This window comes from Rhodospirillaceae bacterium (assembly GCA_016712715.1).
Classification (GTDB): domain Bacteria; phylum Pseudomonadota; class Alphaproteobacteria; order Dongiales; family Dongiaceae; genus Dongia.
The window spans coordinates 405,077-424,916 of the sequence record JADJQM010000002.1 but is presented as its reverse complement, the minus strand read 5'-3'; the positions used below and the strand labels follow the sequence as shown (position 1 = coordinate 424,916).

Annotated in this window: 16 protein-coding genes; 5 read left to right on the top strand and 11 right to left on the bottom strand. The window is 62.5% G+C overall.

The window, feature by feature from the left end:
• Positions 1-273: 273 nt before the first annotated feature.
• The 8 genes from IPK59_12755 to IPK59_12720 form a co-directional block, all read right to left on the bottom strand.
• Entirely contained in the window at positions 274-1,659 is a 1,386-nt protein-coding gene (locus tag IPK59_12755; GenBank protein MBK8159588.1) for a hypothetical protein, read from the bottom strand.
• Positions 1,656-3,158 carry a M81 family metallopeptidase gene (locus IPK59_12750; GenBank protein MBK8159587.1) on the bottom strand — a complete coding sequence of 501 codons (1,503 nt, stop codon included), beginning with the start codon at positions 3,156-3,158 and terminating at the stop codon, positions 1,656-1,658. The genes IPK59_12755 and IPK59_12750 overlap by 4 nt, the downstream gene beginning before the upstream one ends.
• A gap of 18 nt (positions 3,159-3,176) precedes the next feature.
• Complete coding sequence (locus IPK59_12745) at positions 3,177-4,136, bottom strand: ABC transporter ATP-binding protein (GenBank protein ID MBK8159586.1); 960 nt, start codon at positions 4,134-4,136, stop codon at positions 3,177-3,179.
• Positions 4,129-5,100 carry an ABC transporter ATP-binding protein gene (locus IPK59_12740; GenBank protein ID MBK8159585.1) on the bottom strand — a complete coding sequence of 324 codons (972 nt, stop codon included), beginning with the start codon at positions 5,098-5,100 and terminating at the stop codon, positions 4,129-4,131. The genes IPK59_12745 and IPK59_12740 overlap by 8 nt, the downstream gene beginning before the upstream one ends.
• A 4-nt stretch (positions 5,101-5,104) precedes the next feature.
• Entirely contained in the window at positions 5,105-5,977 is an 873-nt protein-coding gene (locus IPK59_12735) for an ABC transporter permease (protein ID MBK8159584.1), read from the bottom strand.
• An 11-nt stretch (positions 5,978-5,988) separates the two neighbouring features.
• Positions 5,989-6,915 (bottom strand): ABC transporter permease, encoded by a 927-nt coding sequence (locus IPK59_12730; GenBank protein ID MBK8159583.1) that lies wholly within the window; start codon positions 6,913-6,915, stop codon positions 5,989-5,991.
• A 30-nt stretch (positions 6,916-6,945) separates the two neighbouring features.
• On the bottom strand, positions 6,946-8,493 hold the full coding sequence (locus IPK59_12725) for an ABC transporter substrate-binding protein (GenBank protein ID MBK8159582.1): 1,548 nt from the start codon (positions 8,491-8,493) through the stop codon (positions 6,946-6,948).
• Between the two features lie 99 nt (positions 8,494-8,592).
• Positions 8,593-9,471, bottom strand: coding sequence for a MurR/RpiR family transcriptional regulator (locus IPK59_12720; GenBank protein ID MBK8159581.1), 879 nt, complete (start codon positions 9,469-9,471; stop codon positions 8,593-8,595).
• Positions 9,472-9,823: 352 nt separating this feature from the next.
• Between IPK59_12720 and IPK59_12715 the strand changes: the two genes are divergently transcribed.
• From IPK59_12715 to IPK59_12695, 5 genes are all read left to right on the top strand, one after another.
• Positions 9,824-10,339, top strand: a complete 516-nt coding sequence (locus IPK59_12715) for a molybdopterin-dependent oxidoreductase (GenBank protein ID MBK8159580.1) — start codon at positions 9,824-9,826, stop codon at positions 10,337-10,339.
• A 39-nt stretch (positions 10,340-10,378) separates the two neighbouring features.
• The gene (locus tag IPK59_12710; protein ID MBK8159579.1) at positions 10,379-11,884 is read left to right on the top strand and encodes a HAMP domain-containing histidine kinase; all 1,506 of its coding nucleotides are present in this window, start codon (positions 10,379-10,381) and stop codon (positions 11,882-11,884) included.
• Between the two features lie 96 nt (positions 11,885-11,980).
• Complete coding sequence (locus IPK59_12705; GenBank protein ID MBK8159578.1) at positions 11,981-13,258, top strand: response regulator; 1,278 nt, start codon at positions 11,981-11,983, stop codon at positions 13,256-13,258.
• The gene (locus IPK59_12700) at positions 13,180-13,677 is read left to right on the top strand and encodes an EAL domain-containing protein (protein ID MBK8159577.1); all 498 of its coding nucleotides are present in this window, start codon (positions 13,180-13,182) and stop codon (positions 13,675-13,677) included. Before IPK59_12705 ends, IPK59_12700 begins: the two co-directional genes overlap by 79 nt.
• Before the next feature lie 108 nt (positions 13,678-13,785).
• Entirely contained in the window at positions 13,786-14,145 is a 360-nt protein-coding gene (locus tag IPK59_12695) for a hypothetical protein (GenBank protein ID MBK8159576.1), read from the top strand.
• Here the strand turns inward: IPK59_12695 and IPK59_12690 are convergent.
• The 3 genes from IPK59_12690 to pip form a co-directional block, all read right to left on the bottom strand.
• Positions 14,117-15,748, bottom strand: a complete 1,632-nt coding sequence (locus tag IPK59_12690; GenBank protein ID MBK8159575.1) for a hypothetical protein — start codon at positions 15,746-15,748, stop codon at positions 14,117-14,119. The two genes, IPK59_12695 and IPK59_12690, sit on opposite strands and share 29 nt — an antisense overlap.
• A gap of 13 nt (positions 15,749-15,761) precedes the next feature.
• Positions 15,762-18,530, bottom strand: a complete 2,769-nt coding sequence (locus tag IPK59_12685; protein MBK8159574.1) for a glycosyltransferase — start codon at positions 18,528-18,530, stop codon at positions 15,762-15,764.
• A gap of 291 nt (positions 18,531-18,821) precedes the next feature.
• Positions 18,822-19,772 carry a prolyl aminopeptidase gene (gene pip / locus IPK59_12680; protein ID MBK8159573.1) on the bottom strand — a complete coding sequence of 317 codons (951 nt, stop codon included), beginning with the start codon at positions 19,770-19,772 and terminating at the stop codon, positions 18,822-18,824.
• Between the last annotated feature and the right edge of the window lie 68 nt (positions 19,773-19,840).

The window sequence follows — 19,840 nt, the reverse complement described above, 5'->3', positions numbered from 1 at the left end:
AATGAAGGGGCGGCCCAGTGGGCCGCCCCTTCTTGCCTGTGCGAAGTGCGGGTAGTTTACGCTGCCATCACCGACCGCTCGGCCGCGTCCAGCAGAACTCGACAATATCCCCCGAAAACTCGCAGATATCCCCCGGAAAGTCGTCAATATCCCCCCGGAATTTGCAGAGTCGGGCCTATTCGGCCGCCACCATCGCCGACCGCTCGGCCGGGTCCAGCAGATCCTCCGGCCGGTCGCGCTCGCGCAAGGTGACGATGCTGTCATCGGCATTGATCATGATCGCCTTGGCGCGCTGGCGGCCGCAATACTGGAACATCTCCTCGAGGAATAGGCGCCGGTATCGAGGAGGGCGATGAGATCGCCGGGAACGGTGCTGGCCGGCAGGGACCGCGTTTCCGGCAGGCGCACGGTCTTGGCGCGGATTTCTTCAAGGATTTCAACGGTGACGCCGGGGAGGCCGGTGAGTTTTTGCTCAAGCGCCAGCCACAGATACTCGCCCTCGACATCGAAGAAGCAATCGGCGGAATCGCAGAGCGGCCCCACCACGCGGAACGGCGCCTCGGGTGTCGCTCCCATGCGGCCGGCATTCACCATATGGTAGTACCAACGCACCGCTGCCGAATCCATCAACAGGTTGTAGCCGGCATCGAGATAAAGCCAGGGCTGGGCCCCCCGCCGCCGCTCACTCTCGATCCTTGAGAGCAGCAACCCCGCATCCGCCACCATCGATCGGCCGGGCTCGAAGAAGATCTCGGAATCATTGCCCAATTCCCGCGATGCGGCACTGGCGACGGCGCCCACCATCGCGGCCGCGGGCTGCGCTGCCGCGAAGGCCGACAGATCGAACCCCTCATCGCTGCTGGCGCTGTTGGCGCCCTTGCGCCGGTGCGCATAATCGATCGGATAGCCACCGCCGAGATTGAGATGTTTGAGCGGCTTGCCGAGGCTTGCCGCGATCTCCCGCGCCTGGCGCGCGGTGAAGCTGACACTCTCCAGGAAGTCCGGCAGATCCAGCACCTGGCTGCCGATATGAAGATGCATGCCGGCGACATCGATGGCGCGCGGGTGGGCGCGGGCAATGGCGAGCGCCGCCTGCAATTCCACCTGGCCCATGCCGAACTTGCTGCGTTCCGACCCGGTCTGGATGCCGGCCGTGGCGCCGCCGCCGATCCCCGGTACAAGGCGCAAGGCGACATTGGCCGTCTTACCAAGCCTGGTCGCCACCTCGGCGATGCGCGACAGCTCGAACGCCGAATCGACATTGATCGCCTGGATGCCGTGGCCGATCGCCTGTTCCAGTTCCGGCACCAGCTTCGCCACACCGTTGAACACGATCTCACCCGGCACAAAGCCGGCCGCCAGCGCCTTCCACAATTCGCCGCCGGAATTGACCTCGATGCCGAGACCCTGCGCGCGAATGACCTTCAGCACATGAAGGTTGGAGCAGGCCTTGCTGGCAAAGAACACCCGCGCGCGGCTGTGCCCCGCGCGCGCGGCCTTCAGGAACGCGGATGCATTGGCGGCCAACCTTCGGCCTGAAAAGACGAACAAGGGCGAGCCATGCTGGATGGCCAGATCGACCAGATCATGGCCATCCAGCGTGAGATGGGCGCCCTTGGTGCCGAGATGAGCCGGGAATTGCTGGTTCATGGCGGTCATCGCACCATCTGCTTGTCGAGCGGATAGATCGGCCGTGGCACGTTGCGATAGGGCAGGCGGTCGTAATAGGTGGTGCAGAGCGCACCGCTGTCGCAGACGATCACCTTGCTGGCGATGGGCTCGAAGGCGGCGCGGAAATGCTGCATGGATTTGAGGCCGACCACAGTCTTCTTGGCCGGATCGATGCCAAAGGCGCGGAATTGCTGCAGATCCAGCATCTGCGCCGGCACGGTCACGACCAGGATCTCGATCCCCTCCACCTCGATCACCGCCGAGGGGCCATAGGAGAGGCGCAGGCCACCCACCATCGGCCCGTCGCCGGTATAGGCGCCGTCGCTCACCAGCTTCAAGGTGCCGGTCAGCGTCAGCGGTTCGCCGCCGAAGCGTGCGTCGGTCTTGCCGCCAAGCTCGACCGTCACCTTGTCGCCGATCTTGTGCTTGTGGAGCTGCAGGGCGGTCTCATTGTCGACCATGGGCCCGAAGGCCGCATCGGTGATGCCGGCCGCCAGCATGGCGCCCAGCAGGTTCGTGGAATCGCCATAACCGCCGCCACCCGGATTATCGGCATAATCGGCGACGATGATCGGCCCGGTGGTACGGGTATAGGCCTTGGCGATGGCGGCTGCTTCTTCGACCGGCATGTAATTGTTGAGCACGTCGAAGCGCTTCTGCCACATATCCTCGGCGATGCCCTCGGCGAAGGCCTGGTGCTTCTCGATATTTCCGGCCTTGGCATCATAGGTCACGGTGACGGTCGGGCCCACGTCCTTGATATCCGCATTGCCGAAACCGGCATTGATGCTGACCGCCAGAACGCCCGGTTCCTTTTCATAGGCGATGGCTTGGGCGATGCGCTCGACCATCGGCCCCACATCGGTGCGCCCGCCATTGGCCTCGTCCAGCATCGGCCGATGCGCGCGCAGCGTCTTGGGCGCAATCTCGCCCTTCATCGTGCGCTGCATGATGTCGCCCGCGAGCACGGCCACCTCGCGCATGTCGATATGCGGATAGGTCTTGTAGGAGACGATGATGTTGGCAAGCGCGCACATCAGCGGAGTCACATTGGCGTGCAGATCGAGCGTGATGGCGATCGGCAGATCCGGCCCCACCACCTCGCGCAGGCGCCGCAGCAGCTCGCCTTCGCCATCCTCGTTGAACTCGGTCACCATGGCACCGTGCAGGCCCAGCATGATGCCGCTGAGCCGATGCTTGTTGGCGCGTGCCGCCTCGACGATCGGGCCAGAGAGGCGGTCGAAGGCATCGCGCGTGACGCAGCCAGCCGGCTGGGCCGAGGCGCTCAGCACATGTTCCATCTCCCAGCCATATTTGCGCCCGGTCTCCAGGAATCCGGCGAGTTCCGTATTGGCATCGCCCCGCTCGCGGATCGCATCGGCGCCGTAAAAGCCATAGCGGTCGACGAAGTCGTCATAGCCGGTCAGGTTCTTGTTGAACGTGTTGGTCTCATGGGCGAATTCGGCGGTGAGCACAAAGAAGGTCATGATGGCTCCAGTGGAAAATCAGAGGGGGTGATGGCAGGCCGCCGCATGGCCGCCCGCATCCTGGGTGAGTTCCGGACGGACCGTCCGGCAAATTGCATCGGCATGGGGACAGCGCGCCGCAAAGGCGCAGCCCGGCGGCAAATCGAAGGCGCTGGCGATCTCGCCGGTCAGGCGCCGGATCGACCGGCGCTGGGTGGGATCGGGCGCGAAATTGCTGTCGAGAAGTGTGCGCGTATAGGGATGGCGCGGTGCCGCCTTCGGATCGGGCAGGATCTCGACGATGCGCCCCAGATACATCACCACGATGCGGTCGCAGAAATAGCGCACCAGCCCCAGATCATGGGAGATGAAGAGATAAGTGAGGCCGAGATCGGCCTGCAGTTTCTCGAGGAGCGAGATGATCTGCGCCTGGATCGAGACGTCGAGCGACGCGGTGGGCTCGTCCAGCACCAGGAAATCCGGCTCCAGCGCAAGGGCGCGGGCGATGCCGATGCGCTGGCGCTGGCCGCCCGATAATTGATGCGGATAGCTCTCCGCCATCTGTGCGCCAAGACCCACCATGGCAAGCAGCGACGCCACCTTGTCGCGCGCTTCCTGCGGGCTGAGCTTGATGCCCTGGACACGGAACGGCTCCAGGAGGGCTTCCGCCATGCTGTAGCGGGGATCGATCGCCGAATAGGGATCCTGGAACACCATCTGCATGCGCCGGCGCAACCGCCGCAATGCGCCGCCGGACTGGCTGCCGAGATCGACGCCGTCAAAACCGATCGTGCCCGCGCTGGGATTGAGCAGCCGCAGCACGAGGCGTGCGAGCGTCGATTTCCCGCAGCCCGATTCACCCACCACGCCGGTCACCTTGCCGCGCGGGATGTCGAGTGTCACATCGCTCACCGCCATCATGGCGCGCATCTTGCCGAACAGCCCCTTGCGGCTTTCGAAGCGCTTGCCGAGATTGCGCAGCTCCACAAGATTAGACATGAGCGCCTCCCGACGTTTCCGGGAAGTGGCAGGCGATCTCGCCACCGGATGTGGGATGCTCCAGCGGCGGCACAACCGTCTGGCAGGGCACGCCCATCCGCGCACAGCGCGGGTGATAGCGGCAGCCAGGCGGATAATGCGCCACACTCGGCACGGCGCCGGGAATGCCGGTGAGGCTGCCGGGCAGCGTGTCCTCGCGCGGGATGCAGCGGATGAGCGCCTTGGTATAGGGATGGCGCGGGCTGGCGAAGATCGCCGTCACATCATGGCTTTCGGCGACGCGGCCGGCATAAAGCACCACCACCCGGTCGCAGGTCTGCGCCACCACACCCATGTCATGGGTGATGAGGATGAGGGCAAGGCTCCGCTCGCGCACCAGCTCGACCAGCAGATCGACGATCTGCGCCTGGATCGTGACGTCCAAGGCCGTGGTGGGTTCGTCGGCGATGATGAGGTCGGGATCCGCCGCCAGCGCCATGGCGATGACGATGCGCTGCTTCATGCCGCCCGACAATTGGTGCGGAAAATGATGATAGATGGTGGCCGCTTCCGGAATGCGCAGCTGTTCCATGATCTCGATGCTGCGCGCCTGCGCGGCCTTGGCGTCGAGGCCAAGATGCAATCGCGACACCTGGTCGATCTGGGCGCCGACACGGATGACGGGGTCGAGGGAGGTCATCGGGTTCTGCGTGATGAAGGCGATGCGCCGCCCGCGCAGCTTGCGGAAGGCGGGCTCCTTCAAGGTAGTGAGCTCGATCCCGTCGAATGTGATCGAGCCGCGCTCGATGCGCCCGCCAATGAGCGGCAGCAGCCCCATGACCGACAAGGCGGTCAGCGACTTGCCGGATCCGGATTCGCCGACAATGCCCAGGATCTCGCCCTTGTCGACGCTGAACGAAATGCCGTCCAGCGGCCGGATGCCATGGATGTCGATGCTGAGGTCGCGTACGTCGAGGAGGGCCATCGCCTCAGCCCTCCCGCAGCTTGGCGCGGATATCGAGGGCGCGGATCAGCGCATCGCCGAACAGGTTGATCATGATCACCGTGACGGCGACGGCGAGGCCCGGGAAGATGATGATCCAGGGTGCCTTGAAGATCTGCGCCGAACCGCTGCTCATCATGGCGCCCCAGCTCGGCACCGGCGGCTGCGCGCCAAGGCCGAAGAAGCCGAGCGTCGCCTCCAGGATGATGGCATCGCCCGTCGCCAGCATGCCGCAGATGATGACGGGGGCCAGCGCATTGGGCATCAGATGCCGGAACACGATATGGCCGTGGCTGGCGCCGAGATTGAGCGTCGCCTCGATATAGGTCTCGTTCTTCAGGCCCAGGATCTGCGCGCGGGTGAGGCGCGTGAATTGCGCGAGATAGGCAATGCCGATCGCCAGCATGGTCGAGGTGAGGCCCGGCCCGATGATGGCAACCAGGATGAGGGCAATGAGGATCTCCGGGAACGACCAGGAGAGATCGACCGCCGCCGTCACCAGCCGGTCGAACATCCCGCCGAAATAGCCGGCCGCGGCCCCCAGCGTCATGCCGATGAGGACCGAGACGCTGATCGCCGTGACACTGACCGAGAGCGAGGTGCGCGCCCCATACATGATGCGAGAGAGCACATCGCGCCCGAACTCGTCGGTGCCCAGCCAATGGGCAAGGCCCGGTGCCTGCGAGGCGATGGTCAGTTCCTGCACGTCATAGGGATAGGGCGTGATCCAGGGGGCGAGCAGGGCGATGAGGGCCAGGATCAGGAGATAAGCGCCGGCAATGCCGCCCTTGGGTGTCAGCAGGACCTTGCCGGCCGTGCTGCGCCGGAAGGCATGCCAGCGCGGGGAATTGGATGTCATCGATAGGGTACTCATGTCATGGCGTGCCGTACGCGGGGGTCCATTGCCGCCTGCACCAGATCGCCGATCAGCGTGCCCAGCATGACGGCGATGGCCAGCATCAGCAGGCAGCCTTGCATCACCGGATAGTCATGCTGGTTGAGCGCCTTGATGAGCAGCGTGCCAAGGCCGGGCCGGGCAAAGACGAATTCGACCGTGACGGCGCCGCCCAGGATCCAGCCGATGCGCAATCCCAGGATCGTGACAACCGGCATGAGTGCGTGGCGCAGCACATGGCGGAGCTGGATGCGGCGCGCCGGCAATCCCTTGGCATGGAGCAGCAGCACGAAATCCTTCTGCATCGTCTCCAGCATGGCGACGCGGGTCACGCGGGCGACCAGGGCCGTGCCGCCCAGACCGATGGTGAGCACCGGCAGGATGAGGGCCTGCCAGGTGCGGGCACCTGACACCGGCAGCCAGCCGAGCTGGACCGAAAAGAGCAGCATCAGCAGCAGGCCCAGCCAGAAACTGGGGAGCGTCGAGCCGACCAGGATGCCGGCCATGACGCTCTGGTCGATTTTGCTGTCCTTGTTGATGGCGGCAAGGGTCCCGGCGGCGATGCCGAGCAACGTCGAAAAGAGGAGTGCCGCGCCACCGAGGCGCAGGCTGAAGGGAATGTTCTGGGCGAGGAGGTCGACCACCGGACGCCGCATGACGATGGCGTCGCCGAGATCGCCTTGCGCCATCTTGCCCAGCCACAGCAGGTATTGCTCGACCAGCGGCTTATCGAGCCCGTAGCGGGCGGTGATGATGGCCTTCTGTTCCGGACTCGATCCGATCCGCACCAGATTGTCGATCGGGTCACCCGGCACCAGATGGATGATGCCGAAGATGATGATGGAAACGGTGAAGAAGACCGGGATCAGCAGCAACAGCCGCCGCACAATGTAACTCAGCATCCCGGTCTTCTCCCGTTAACGCAGCCAGTTCTACTCGACGACTTCCATGTCGAGCACCGAGGTCGATTCGATCTGTGTTGCACGGATCTTCTCGGGCAGCTTCAGGCGTTCCTTGTTGTAGCCGACATTCTGCACCGGCTGGTAGATCGGCGCGAAGACGAACTGCGACATGACATACTCATGATAGGCCTTGAAATTGGCGATACGCTCTTCCTGCGTCTTCGACTGGGTCATGGCCTTGGTCTTGAGCTCTTCGCCCTTGGGATCGTTCCACATCGAGATGTTGGGATAGCCCAGACGCTCGCCGCTGAAGAACCATTCGATGATATCGGCATTGTTCCAATTGTAGGAACGCACCGCCAGCTGATGCTCGGTCAGCTTCTTGTACTGATCCTTGATGGCGCTGGAATCGAACACCGTGATCTCGGCATTCATGCCGACCGCCTTCAACTGCGCCTGGACTGCTTCGGTCAAGCGCTTGAATTCGGTATCGGACTGCGTCCACAGTTTCACGGTGAGCGGCTTGCCGTCCTTCTCGCGGATGCCGTTGGCACCCATCTTCCAGCCGGCCTCGTCGAACATCTTGGCCGAACGTTCCGGATCGTAGGAGATGTTGAGCTTCGGATCGATCTCGGATTCCGGCAGCGCGCTGATGAGGAAGTTATGCGCTTCCGATCCGACGCCGCCATAGATGCTGGCCAGGATTTCCTTCTGGTTGATGGCAAAGGCGGTCGCCTCGCGCACCTTGATATCGTCGAAGGGCGCGCTGGTCACGTTCATCGGCATATAGGCGACATCGAGGCCCGGCATGGTCAGGACCTGGACATTCGCTTCCTTCTTGAGCTCGCCAAGGAAGTCGGTCGGCACGCCCAGCAGCAGGTCGACACCGCCGGTCTTCAGCTCAAGGAAAGCAGTCGATTCTTCCGGGATTTCACGGAAGGTCAGCTTCTCGATCTTGGCCGGGCCCTTGTTGTCGGAGAGTTCCGAGCCCCATTTGTAATCCTCATTGCGGACCAGCACGGTTTCCTGGCCGACGGCGAAGCTCTCCAGCTTGAAGGGGCCGGTGCCGATGGCCTGGGTCACGCCGAAATTGTCGCCAAGATCCTTATAGGCCTTCGGCGCCGGGATGCCCATGAAGGCGCTCGAGAAGTTGAACAGCAGGTTGGGTTCCGGATGCTTCATCACGAATTTGACGGTGTAATCGTCGACCACTTCGACCTTGTCGATGGCGCCGACCATGTATTCGTTGTCGGTGCCGGTGAAGCTCGGGATCCAGGCGGCGATGGCGGCGGCGTTGAACGGCTCGCCATTGTGGAAGGTGACGCCCTGCTTCAGGTGGAAGATCCACTGCATGCCATCGGGCGCTTCTTCCCAGGATTCGGCCAGATGCGGATGGAAGCTCTGATCGGCATCCTGCACCACCAGCCGGTCGAAGATCATCGACGTGGCGGCGTTGAGCATGGTCGCCTTGACCGGGTTGTAGGTGGGCGCACCGACTTCATTGGTGCTCATGACGAAGGTCGCTTCCTGCGACCAGGCAAGGTTTGCGGCGCCGAAGGTGGCCCCGGCCAGGGTCATCAGCGCCGTGCCGCTGACGAGGGAATGCTTTGCGCAATTGGTATTTCAAGGAAGCCTCCGTTTTTTAAGTTGTTGGTTGTTGCTGGGATCGATCAGTCTTCAGGAAAGTGGGCCGGACGTGTCTCCGACATAGCCGGTGAATCGGCTGTAGAGAGCCGACACGCGGTTCATGCGCGTCTCGACCGAGGGGCCGAGCTCGTTGAAGATGCTGTTGATGAGAAGGGCGATCAGGCTCGCGACCGGTGCCGTCGAATCCCAGAACTGGTTGATGTCGGTCGGCACCACGAACATCTCGTCGACCAGGTCGCGACCCCAATCGCAATAGGCATCGGTGATGAGCGTCGTGGGGATCCCGGCAGCCCTGGCCTCCGCCGCGAGCACTTTTGCGAGACGCGAATAGCGCCGACCCTCGATGAGGACCAGGCCGACCTTCTTCGGATCGGCCAGCAGCAGCTCCGAAAAATTGCCACCGGCAAGGTCGAGGAGATGCACGCCGGGGCGGACATATTGCAGCTGGTTGACCAGATATTGCGCCAGGCCCCGTTCGGTCTGGAAGCCCGCCACATGGATATCCGGCAAGCGCGCCAGGCGTTTCACCGCGCGCTTCCATTCCTTGCTGTGCGCCAGCTCGTAATTGCTGACCAAAGCGGCGATTTCCATCTCCAGCCCGCGCGCCAACTCGTCATCGCCCTTGCGGCTGCGCTCGCGGTAATCCTTCAACCGGTCGCCGATCAGCCACGGCTTGTCGCCGATATCGGCCTTGAGGTCTGCCTTCAGATCCTTGAAATGCTGATAGCCGATGGCGCGACAGAAGCGGCCGACCGTGGGTTCGCTCACCCCGACCTTTGCCGCCAGGGTGGCGGCGGTTTCGAAGGGCAAGCCATTGATATTGGCGAGCATAAAGCTTGCGATGGCCTTCTCGGCCTTGGTCGCGCTTTCCAGGCAAGCCGCCAGGCGCTCGCGTACGGAATCAGCCATGTTCCTCGTTTCGGTCCGCAGACCTGCCCTAGCCTCGTCGCATTCTTGTCACCTGCCGATGCGCTCAAAGTCGCCCAGGAGGTGCGAATACGTTCCTGCAAGCTTCGCCAGTTTTCTTGCAAACTGTCAATACGAATTTGTTTTCTGTCATATCGAGTGAACTGAGCTCGACAGGCGGATATGACAAGAGTGCTGCCTGAGCACGTCCTGAGCACATCCCTGGGCACATCCCTGAGACCATCTTTGTCCCGCGACCATCTTTGTCCCGCGACCATCTTTGTCCCGAGCCTAAATCCTTTAGTAATGTTCGGGCCTTAACCTGAAGCATCTTCACTCGCACAAGGCATGAGACATGAAGCCTATCTCCAACTGCTTATCGATCGCTCCACGTATCCTGTCTGCTGGCCTCTTGGCGGCATGGCTGGCGCTTGGGCTGCAGGTTGCAACCGCCGCAGCGGAGGATCCGATCCTCACAGTCGATGGCGCTATCAGCAAGGGACCGAGTGTCACCTATACCTTGGCGGAACTCGACGCCATGCCCCAGACTGAAATCAAGACCGCGACGCCCTGGTATGACGGCGTCCAGACTTTCAGCGGTCCGCTGCTCTCGCACGTCCTCGCGGCTGTGGGTGCGCAAGGCGCCGACATCACGGCTCACGCGCTCAACGATTATTCCGCCGATCTGCCGGCCGCCGACGCTGCTGACTTCGGCGTCATCCTGGCAACGCGGATCAATGGCGAGGTCCTGTCGATTCGCGACAAGGGCCCGATTTTCATCGTCTATCCGTATGACTCGGATGCCAAGCTGCGGCATGACATCTATTACACCCGCTCGGTTTGGCAGGTGGACCAGCTGACGTTGAAATAGATCGACCGAGGCATCGTGCAAAGAGCGATGCCCTAGGATATGCTCCGTAGCATCATCGACAAGCGGCCATGGAACCCACTCAGCATCACCCTTGCGCTGATGCTGGCCAGCCTCATTGGCTGTATCGTCACCTCCGGCCTTTTGTTCGTGAAGCGAGAGCGAATCGTCCAATCGATCACGCAGTCCGGCAGTGAGAATTTCACCTGGGCGTTTAACCAGCTGCGCGTTGAATACTACCGGCTGACGATGACGCTGGACGGTCCGCGCGATCATGACTTGAGCGAGCTGGACGTCGACTGGGACAAGGCCCTGCGCAAGCGCTACGAGATTTTCGTCAGCCGGGTCAACCTTGTTGACCACGGTACCTACCGTCAGAACATGGAAGAAACGTCCATCTATCAATCGGTCCTGCCGTTCTTGAAGCGGGTGATCGCAGAGACCGATACCAGGCTGGCTGCCACCAAGACCTTCAATTTTCCGGCCATAGCCGCCTTGGATACTTTGGATGACAGATTTGCCAAGGACCTTGATGAACTGGCGGCCAAGGCCGTCGAAGCCGATTCCGCACGGCTGGGCAAGATGCGGGACGATCTCACCTCGCTGCAGGTCTATGAAGTCGCCAATCTTGCCTTCCAGCTGATCCTGCTCATTGCCTTCGGGGCCGTGGCCTTCATCGGGCTTTACCGCCTCGACCGCCAGCGGCGACACCTCGTCATGTCGGCTGAGGAATTGAAGGCCGCCCGCATCCATGCCGAGGGCGAGGCCGAAGCAAAGCGCTGGGCCTTGCAGCGTGCGCTGGAGGAAGAGCAGCGCACCGGGCGACTACAGCGTCGCTTCGTCTCCATGGCGTCGCATGAATTCCGTACCCCACTCGCCATTATCGACAGCTCGGCCCAGCGCATCCTCCGGAAACTCGACAGCATGCCGCGCGAAGAAGTGATCGAGCGTGTCGACGGGATTCGCCATACCGTCGCCCGCATGGGCAATCTGATCGAGACGATGCTTGAAGCCGGTCGCACCGAAGATGGCAAGACCGCCTTCAACCCGGCGCTGTTCAATCTGCAGCTACACCTCGCCAAGATCATCAAGCAGCAGCGCGACATCTCGCCGCATCACAGGTTTACCGAGGACCTGCGGGCCGTGCCCGTCTCCTTTTACGGTGATGAGCGCCTGATGACCCAGATCCTGGTCAACCTGCTGTCGAACGCCGTCAAATATTCTCCGGAAGGGGGTGAGGTCCATATCGGCTCGACCCGCGCCGGAGATGCTGTCGAGATTTCAGTTTCCGATCAGGGTGTCGGTATTCCGGAGGTAGAAATACCCAACCTGTTCGAGGTGTTCTTCCGCGCCTCGACCTCGGCCGGCATTCCTGGCACGGGATTGGGTCTGGATCTGGTGCGCAAATTCGTCGAACTCCATAACGGCACCATTCGCGTCAGTTCAAAAGTCCATCAAGGGACCACCTTTACCTTCGCCCTGCCGGTTCGGGACCTATCGGAGATGGAAAGCGTCGATGCAGCAACGACGAGCGTCACCGCGCGATAGATGGCGCGGCCGCTTGGACGTCAGGGTTAACAGCTTGTTCACCGGCGCGGCGCAAGATGATGCCGACCGCGTCGGCAGACCAATGGGAGATTGAGCATGACGGCCAGCACGATGACCATCCTGTGCGCGGAAGATGAACCGGAACTGCGCCGGGACATCGTCCAGGAACTGCGCGATGCTGGTTACGAAGTGATCGAGGCCAGCAATGGTGAGGATGCCCTGATGGCGATCACCACATTGCGACCGGACATCGTCCTGTGCGACATCAACATGCCACGGATGACCGGACTTGGGGTTCTGGAACAGGTCCGGGCCAGCGATGAAGAACATGCCGACGTCCCGTTCATCTTCCTCACCGCGTATGGCGAGAAAAGCGATCTCATCAAGGGTCGCAGCCTCGGTGCGGATGATTACCTGGTAAAGCCGATCGATTTCGATCTCCTGCTGACCACGGTGAGAGCAAGGCTGGAGAGCGTGTCGCGCTCGCGCCGCCGCCTCAACAGTCACGCGCAGCAGCTCGAGCGCCAGCTGGCCGATTTCCTGACCAACGGTATCTCCGCAGCGGTGCTCCCCAGCGGCCAGAACCTGCATGAGTTGCTCGTCGATCCGAATCTCCCCGACTGCCTGCTGGTGCTGGCCAGCATTGATGCCTATCACCGGTTGACGCCGCAATTCGGCAGCTTGGTGGCGCAGCGCGTGCTCGAAAACTATCTTGAGACCTTCGGTGCCAGTTCGGGAGGGCTACCCTCGCGTCTGTTCCAGTTGGAAAGCGATGTGTTCGCTTTGCTGGTCGAAGGATCTCACGATTGGGACAAGATCAGCCAGCGCGTCGGATCTCTTGTCGACACAACGCTTGAGGTTACCGGCATACGCCTGCCGATCACCTCATCCATTGCCATCGCGGAGTACCATGTCGGCGATGCGCGGTCTTCCAGCAATATGCTGGACGATGCCCTGCTGGCCCTGCGGTTCGCACGGCGCGATGGTGGCCGCAACGTCGTTCGGGTCGATGACCCGATTTGCGATCGACTGCGCATCATGGAGTATATCGAGAACAATATCGGCCGAGCGATCGACGAACATCAACTGTTCCTGGCTTTCCAGCCCAAGGTGCGCATGAAGGACCGCAAGCTGGTTGGCGCCGAAGCCCTCATTCGCTGGCAAAGCCCTGAACGCGGCCTGATTGCACCCGGACTGTTCATTCCGATCGTTGAGAGGACCGGATTTGTCGACCGCGTCAGCGATTGGGTTTCAACAATGCCGCCGCGAGCAGCCACGCTCTTTCCGAGGAGGGGTTGGCCACCAAAATCGCCGTCAATGCCTCGGGCGCCGAACTGCACAGCAACTTCGTCGATCGCGTCCAGGCGGCGCTGAAGCGGCATGACGTGCCACCCGCGTCGCTGGAAGTGGAGATCACCGAGACCTCGGTGGTGCTTGACTTGGATTTTGCCGCCAAGGTCACCAGCAATCTGCGTGATCTCGGCGTCAGCGTGGTGGTGGATGATTTCGGTACCGGCTATTCCTCGCTCTCCTATATCCGGTCCTTTCCCCTCGATGGCGTCAAGATCGACCAGAGTTTCGTGCGCGGCATGACCACCAACCAGATCGATCGCAAGATCGTTGAAAGCGTCATCGACCTTGCCCATGCGGTTGGCCTCGTCACCGTGGCCGAAGGGGTCGAGACGACCGAACAGTTCGAGGTCCTGCGTCAGGCGGGGTGCGATATCGCTCAGGGCTATCTGATCGCCAAACCGCTCACGATCGGCGATTTCAAGCTCTTCATGCGGCAATAGCCCGGCTCCGGCCCCGCCGACGGCACCGAATCGGCGATATCGGCGCTTGCTGCTGATATCGCGCTCGGCCTAAATGGGGACTTCCGTCCCTTGAAGGTCGCGCCGCCCATGACCACCCTGTCCGATCCCCTGCGCCAACTCTGGCCCTGGCTGCTGCTGACCCTGGCAGCGCTCGGCACGGCCATCTACGCCCGCTATGGGTTGATCGAATCGACGCCGATCGGCCTCATGTGCCAAGGCGCCGAGCCCGCCTGGTATTGCAGCGCGCGGCAGCTCCTCATCATGGTCAATCAATGGAACGGGTGGAGTTGGGCGGCCATGATCGGCGGCGCGCTCGCCATGCTGTTCGGCTGGCGCTGGACCATCGTGCTGGGATTGGTGGCGGGTGCCGCCGGGCTCAGTCTCTACAATGCAGGTCCCGCCGCTTTCGGCCTGCTGCTCAGCCTGATGCGCCTGGTCCGGCGCTGATTCCAGCTACCCGCCGGCCGCGCCACGCACCGGCGGTGCCGAGCGCAAAGAGCAGCAGCACGCCGCACCAGGCAAGTGCCTGCCAGTTGAGCGGGCCCTCGGCCCAGGCGATGTAGAGGGCAGAGGCCACGAAGATCAGCGACAGGACACGCTCCTCGGTTCCCGCCGGATCGGGCCGCAGGAAACTGCCGCGACGGATCTGCAGCAGGACGAAGGCCACAGCCGGAAATGCATAGGCCGCGAGCGGAAAGCCGCGATAGCGCCCGTCGAAGGCGAGCGCCAGGCCGACGGTGGCGGCACCCACCAGCACCAACAGGCGCAACAGGCCGCCCAAGGGAATGGGGTCATTGTCCATCGCCTTCAGCCAGGCAACCGCGTCGCGCAAGGGCGCCTCGGCAAAGCTCGGGGCCTTGTCGAGTTGGCTGCCCTGGCGCAGGACCACGATGAGGATGACGGCGGCCTGCAGCAGCAGCAGGGCCTCCACTGCCATGTCCCAATAGGAAACGGCAATGAGCAGCGCCCGCTCCGCTTCCAGCACCATGAGCACGCCGCCGGCCATGGCGGCGGCGGAAAAGACCGAAGCGGCCGGCAGGTTCTCGGCGCGCGGCCGGGCAAGGGCGAGACTGATCAACCCGATCAGCACCGAGAGGCCCGCGAGCATCGGCCAGTTGGGGTGATTGCTGACCGGCGTGAACCAGTCGAACTTCGCCTGGCGGGCCGCATCGAACAGGCCCCAATAGCCGCCCACGGCACCTTCCTGATGGCGCTTCCACGGCTGGTCATAGGCCTCAATGAAATTGTAATCGAGCTCATGCGCCTTGGCATAGACCAGGAAGTCGCGGAGATACCGCGCCTGGTCAACGATGCTGGGGACGGCATCCTCGCGGGCACGGCCGGCCGAGGGCCAGCCGGTTTCGCCGATCATCAGGCGGCGGCCGGGAAACTGTCGCTGCATCTCGCCCATGACATATTCGAGATGCACCACGGCGTCCGTTGAGGGTGCCGGATCATCCTCCCAGTAAGGCAGGATATGGATGGTGAGGAAATCGACGCTCTCCGCCAGCACCGGCGGCGCCTTCTGCCAGAAGCCCCAGACATCGGCGTAAGTTGTCGGCAGGCCCGTCGCCTGCTTGACGCGGGTGACCAGTGCCGCCAGCGTCTCGCCGCTCTGCTCGCCGCGCAACAGTACCTCATTGCCGACGATGATCGCCTTCACCGTGGCGCGGTGCGCGTTGGCAAGCTCGATGGTGCGGACAATCTGCGGCTCGAACTTCGCCGGCTCGCTGCTGATCCAGATGCCGAGCAGCACCTGCATGCCCAGCTGCTCGGCGATCGGCACGACCTGGTCGAGGCCCTGGTCGACCGCATAGATGCGCACGCAATTGGTGATCGGCTGCAGCTGCCTGAGATCCTCCTCGATCTGCCAGCGCGGGATGACGAGGCTCTGGTCATAAGGTGTCTGGTCGCCGCGGAAGGGCGTGTAGCTCACGCAATGGAGCTTCGGTTCCGGCGCCGGCGGCAGATCGACCGCGCGCCCCAGCAGCGCCCACAGGCCGATGGTGGCCAGGGTCGCCAGCAGCAGCGGCAATCCCCATGATTTCATCTGGTGCACGCCTTCAGGCAGCCTTCTTGGTCTCGGGCGCGGTGTCGATCTCGGCCTGGGCGCCGCTGGCAACTGCCATGGCCTCGGTCAGCGACGTCTCCGGATGGCTGCCGCGCTGGCCGATGCGCAGGGCGTTGATCATCGAGAGCAGCAGCGCCGAGAAGAAAGGCAGCGATTGCACGAACATGAGGACCGCCCACAGCTTCGCATCATGCTGGAAATCGCGGGCATAAAGAGTCCAGACACCGCAGCCGACCAGGATGAGAAAGATCAGCGTCTCCTCGCGCGCCGACACCAGGCCACGCAAGGCGGCCGGCGCATTCTCCATCTTGGGCGTGCGGTGGAACGGCAGGTTCGAAGTGAAGATGCCGCGCCACACCGCCTTGCCGACGGAATAGGAGAGCGCAAGACCGGCCAATGACGCGCCGATATTGTCGAGGAAGCTGCACGGCACCTTCTCGGCATAAAGCCAGAACGACTTGCCGACCTTGAAGGCGAACATGCCGATGGTGACGAAGAGATAGAGCGCCAGAGGCGGGGCGATATATTGCGGCCACAGAATCATGCCCGCCGTCCAGGCGACCGAGAGGGCGATGAAGGAGAGCTGCAGGCCATCGGCGATCCAGGGCAGCCAGCCCGCCAGGAACTGATAGCGCTGCGCCGGTTCCAGCCTTTTGCCGCGGAACGGCAGCAGATCGCGCCAATGGCTTTTCAGGATCTGCATGGCGCCATAGGCCCAGCGATAGCGCTGCTTGCGGAAGGCATCGAAGCTGTCGGGCATCAGGCCGCGGCCATAGCTCTTCTCGGTATAAACCGCCTTGTGTCCGGCTTCGAACAAACGGAGGCCCAGCTCCGCATCCTCGGTGATGCACCATTCCGCCCAGCCACCGGCTTGCGTGAGGGCCGAGCGACGGATGAGCGCCATGGTGCCGTGCTGGATGATGGCGTTCTTCTCGTCCCGGCTCTTCATGCCGAGATAGAAGAAGCCGGCATATTCCCAGAAGCACATGCGCTTGAAGAGGTCTTCATGCCCATCGCGGTAATCCTGCGGCGCCTGGACGAGGGCCACCTGCGGGTTGGTGAAATGCGGCACGAGATCCGAAAGCCAGCGCGCCCGCACGATGTAATCGCTGTCGATGGTGGCGATGATCTCCGCGTCGGGATTGGTCTCGGTCAGCGCATAATTCAAGGCGCCGGCCTTGAAGCCCGGCCATTTCGGCAGGTGGAAAAAGCGGAAATTCGGCCGGTTCAGCGACTTGATATAGGCTTCGACCGGCTGCCAGACCGCATCATCCTTGGTGTTGTTGTCGATGATGAGGACTTCGAAATTCGGATAGTCGAGCTTCTCCAGCGCCTGGATGGTCTCGATCATCATGTCGGGCGGTTCGTTGTAGCAGGGCACATGCACCGATACCTTGGGCAGCTTCCACGAACTGTGGACCGGCGGCGGCACCAGAGCGCGCTTCGATTGTCCCAGCCACAGATTGACCGACATCTCGAGACCCTCGATGAGGAAGATGGCGAGCAGCAGCAGGAAGGCCGGCGCCACCGCGACCATGGCGATGATGTCGTAGAGCGTCAGGTAAAGCTTGCTGTACTGGGCATAGATGAGAATGCCGGTGAGCACACCACCATAGCCGAGAAGGGCGATGAAGAAGCGCCCGCGCCGCTTCATGCCAAGCTCGGTGCGCATCAGGAACAGGACGAAGGGCAGGCCGATCACCACCGAGGCGATGGCAAAGACCGGCCAGTTCGCGAAATTGATGAGATTGCCTTGAAGTGCGGGCTTCAATTGTCGGTCGGCATTCCACAGGCCCCAATAGGCGCCGACACCACCTTCGACCGCGATCTTCCAGGGTTGGTCGAAGGCCTCGATCACGTTGTAGTCGATGTCGGCCTTCTTGGCTTCAAGCAGGAACTTGCGCAGGAACAGGCCCTGATTGACCGGCGAGGCCACGGCGCCACCCTTGTTCTGATACTCCTCGCCTTCCTCTCTGAGGGTCGACCGGGTGAGGCCTTCGCTCGGCCAGCCCACTTCGGCGATGAGGATGCGCTTGTCGGGGAATGTCTCCTGCACCACGCGATAACGATCGAGCGTCCACTTGATGGCCTGGTCGATGTTGATGCCGTTCCAGAAGGGCAGGATGTGGATGGCGATGTAGTCCGTCTCGTTGGCAAGGTCCGGATTGTTGAGCCAGATGTCGAAGGGCTCGGCGGTCGACACCGGCAGGTCGCTGCTGGCGCGCACGCGGCGCAGATAGCTGATGAGCTCCGCCTTCAGCTCCGGATCGGCAAAGCCCTCTTTGAGTCCTTTCTGACCATCCGGATCGAGCGCCTGGACGCGCTCGGCCGACATGCGATAACGGTGCAGGAATTCGTTGCCGACGATGAGCTGGTTGACGCCACCGACATCGTGGGCGATCACCACCAGATTGGCGATCTCGGCTTCGTTCGTCGTCTTGTCGCTGTCGATCCAGGCGCCGGCAGTAACCTTGATACCCAGATCATTCGCCATGGCTGGAATTCGCTGCGATACGCCGGTCGATTCATAGGTACGAATCGATTGCGTTTTACCAGCCAGAATCGCCAAATCTTCGCGAATCTCGTCGACGGTCGGTTCACGCTTTTCGAGCGAGGTCGGGTCCTGCCGCCAAGCAGTATATGAGACGCCACTCAGCTGCCCTTCAAACGGATCGGCAGCGATTGTCGGGTTCAACAAGAACCACGCCGCGGCGACCATGGCAGCGACCGCCAGGCCGATGAGCCAGTTACTGAAACGCATGTTTGTCCCGAACCCGAACGCCATCCCGGCCGGACTGATCGCCTGGCCCAGGGGGCCGCTACCAATCCGATCCGATCGATCGCCTGTTTCCATTGAGCCGCGCGGGTCTAGAAATCATCCCGGCCCGGTCGGCTACTGCAACGCAAAATCGCCAGTTTCTTAAGTTTTTGCAAGGGGTAGAGCGGCCGCACCGGTAACAACATCGCGTGATTGCCGTGATGCCGGTCGGACGGCGAGCTTGTTTGGCCCTAACCGGCCGGACCGCCTCTGGGTTCCCGGCAGAATCGCCGGTTAACCCAATTCCTTGAACCGCTCCATGCCCATAACCAGGGCCGCACGGGTGCCGGGTTCCATGGCCGAGTGGCCGGCATCGGGGATGACGGTATAGCGGGCTTCCGGCCACAAGCGGGCGAGGTCGTCGGCCGAGCGGATCGGACAGACCAGGTCGTAGCGCCCCTGCACGATGAAAGCCGGGATCTTGCGGATCCGCTCGATATTCTCGATGAGGAAATTCTCGGGCAGGAAGATGTTGTTGGCGAAGTAATGCGCTTCCATGCGGGCCAATCCCAGGGCCAGCGTATCGCCGGAAAAGGCCTGGATCGTCTCCGGACTGGGCAGCAGGGTGGAACAGCTCCCCTCATAGACGCTCCAGGCACGCGCCGCCGGCATATGCACCTTGGGGTCGGCATGCATCAGCCGCTTGTGGTAGGCGCCGAGCAGGTCATGCCGTTCCACCTCAGGGATGTAGCCGGAAAAGGCCCGCCAGGCTTCCGGCGCCAGCTCTTTGAGACCATAGAGAAACCAGTCGATTTCCGACTTCCGGCACAGGAAAATGCCGCGCAGGCCCAGGCCGCGCACCCGGTCCGGATGAAACTCCGCATAGGCCAGCGCCAGCGTCGATCCCCAGGAACCGCCGAAAACAAACCAGGAATCGAGTTCAAGGTGCCGGCGCAGCCGTTCCATGTCTTCGATCAGCAGCGGCGTGGTGTTGTTCCGGATCTCGCCCAGGGGCTTCGAGCGCCCGCTGCCGCGCTGGTCGAAAATGATGATGCGGTAATGCTTCGGATCGAAAAAGCGCCGATGGCTGGCATTGGCCCCGGCCCCAGGTCCACCATGCAGGAACACGACGGGGACGCCCTTGGGATGACCGCTTTCCTCGAAATACATGACATGCAGATCATCGAGCGGTAGTTCGCCCGTGCGATAGGGCGCGATATCCGGATAGAGGTCCTTGGGCGGCATGGTGCGGGGATATCCTGGGCGGAGGGGCGAAGGTGACTGCCGTTATAGCATGGCGATCCCGAAGCCCA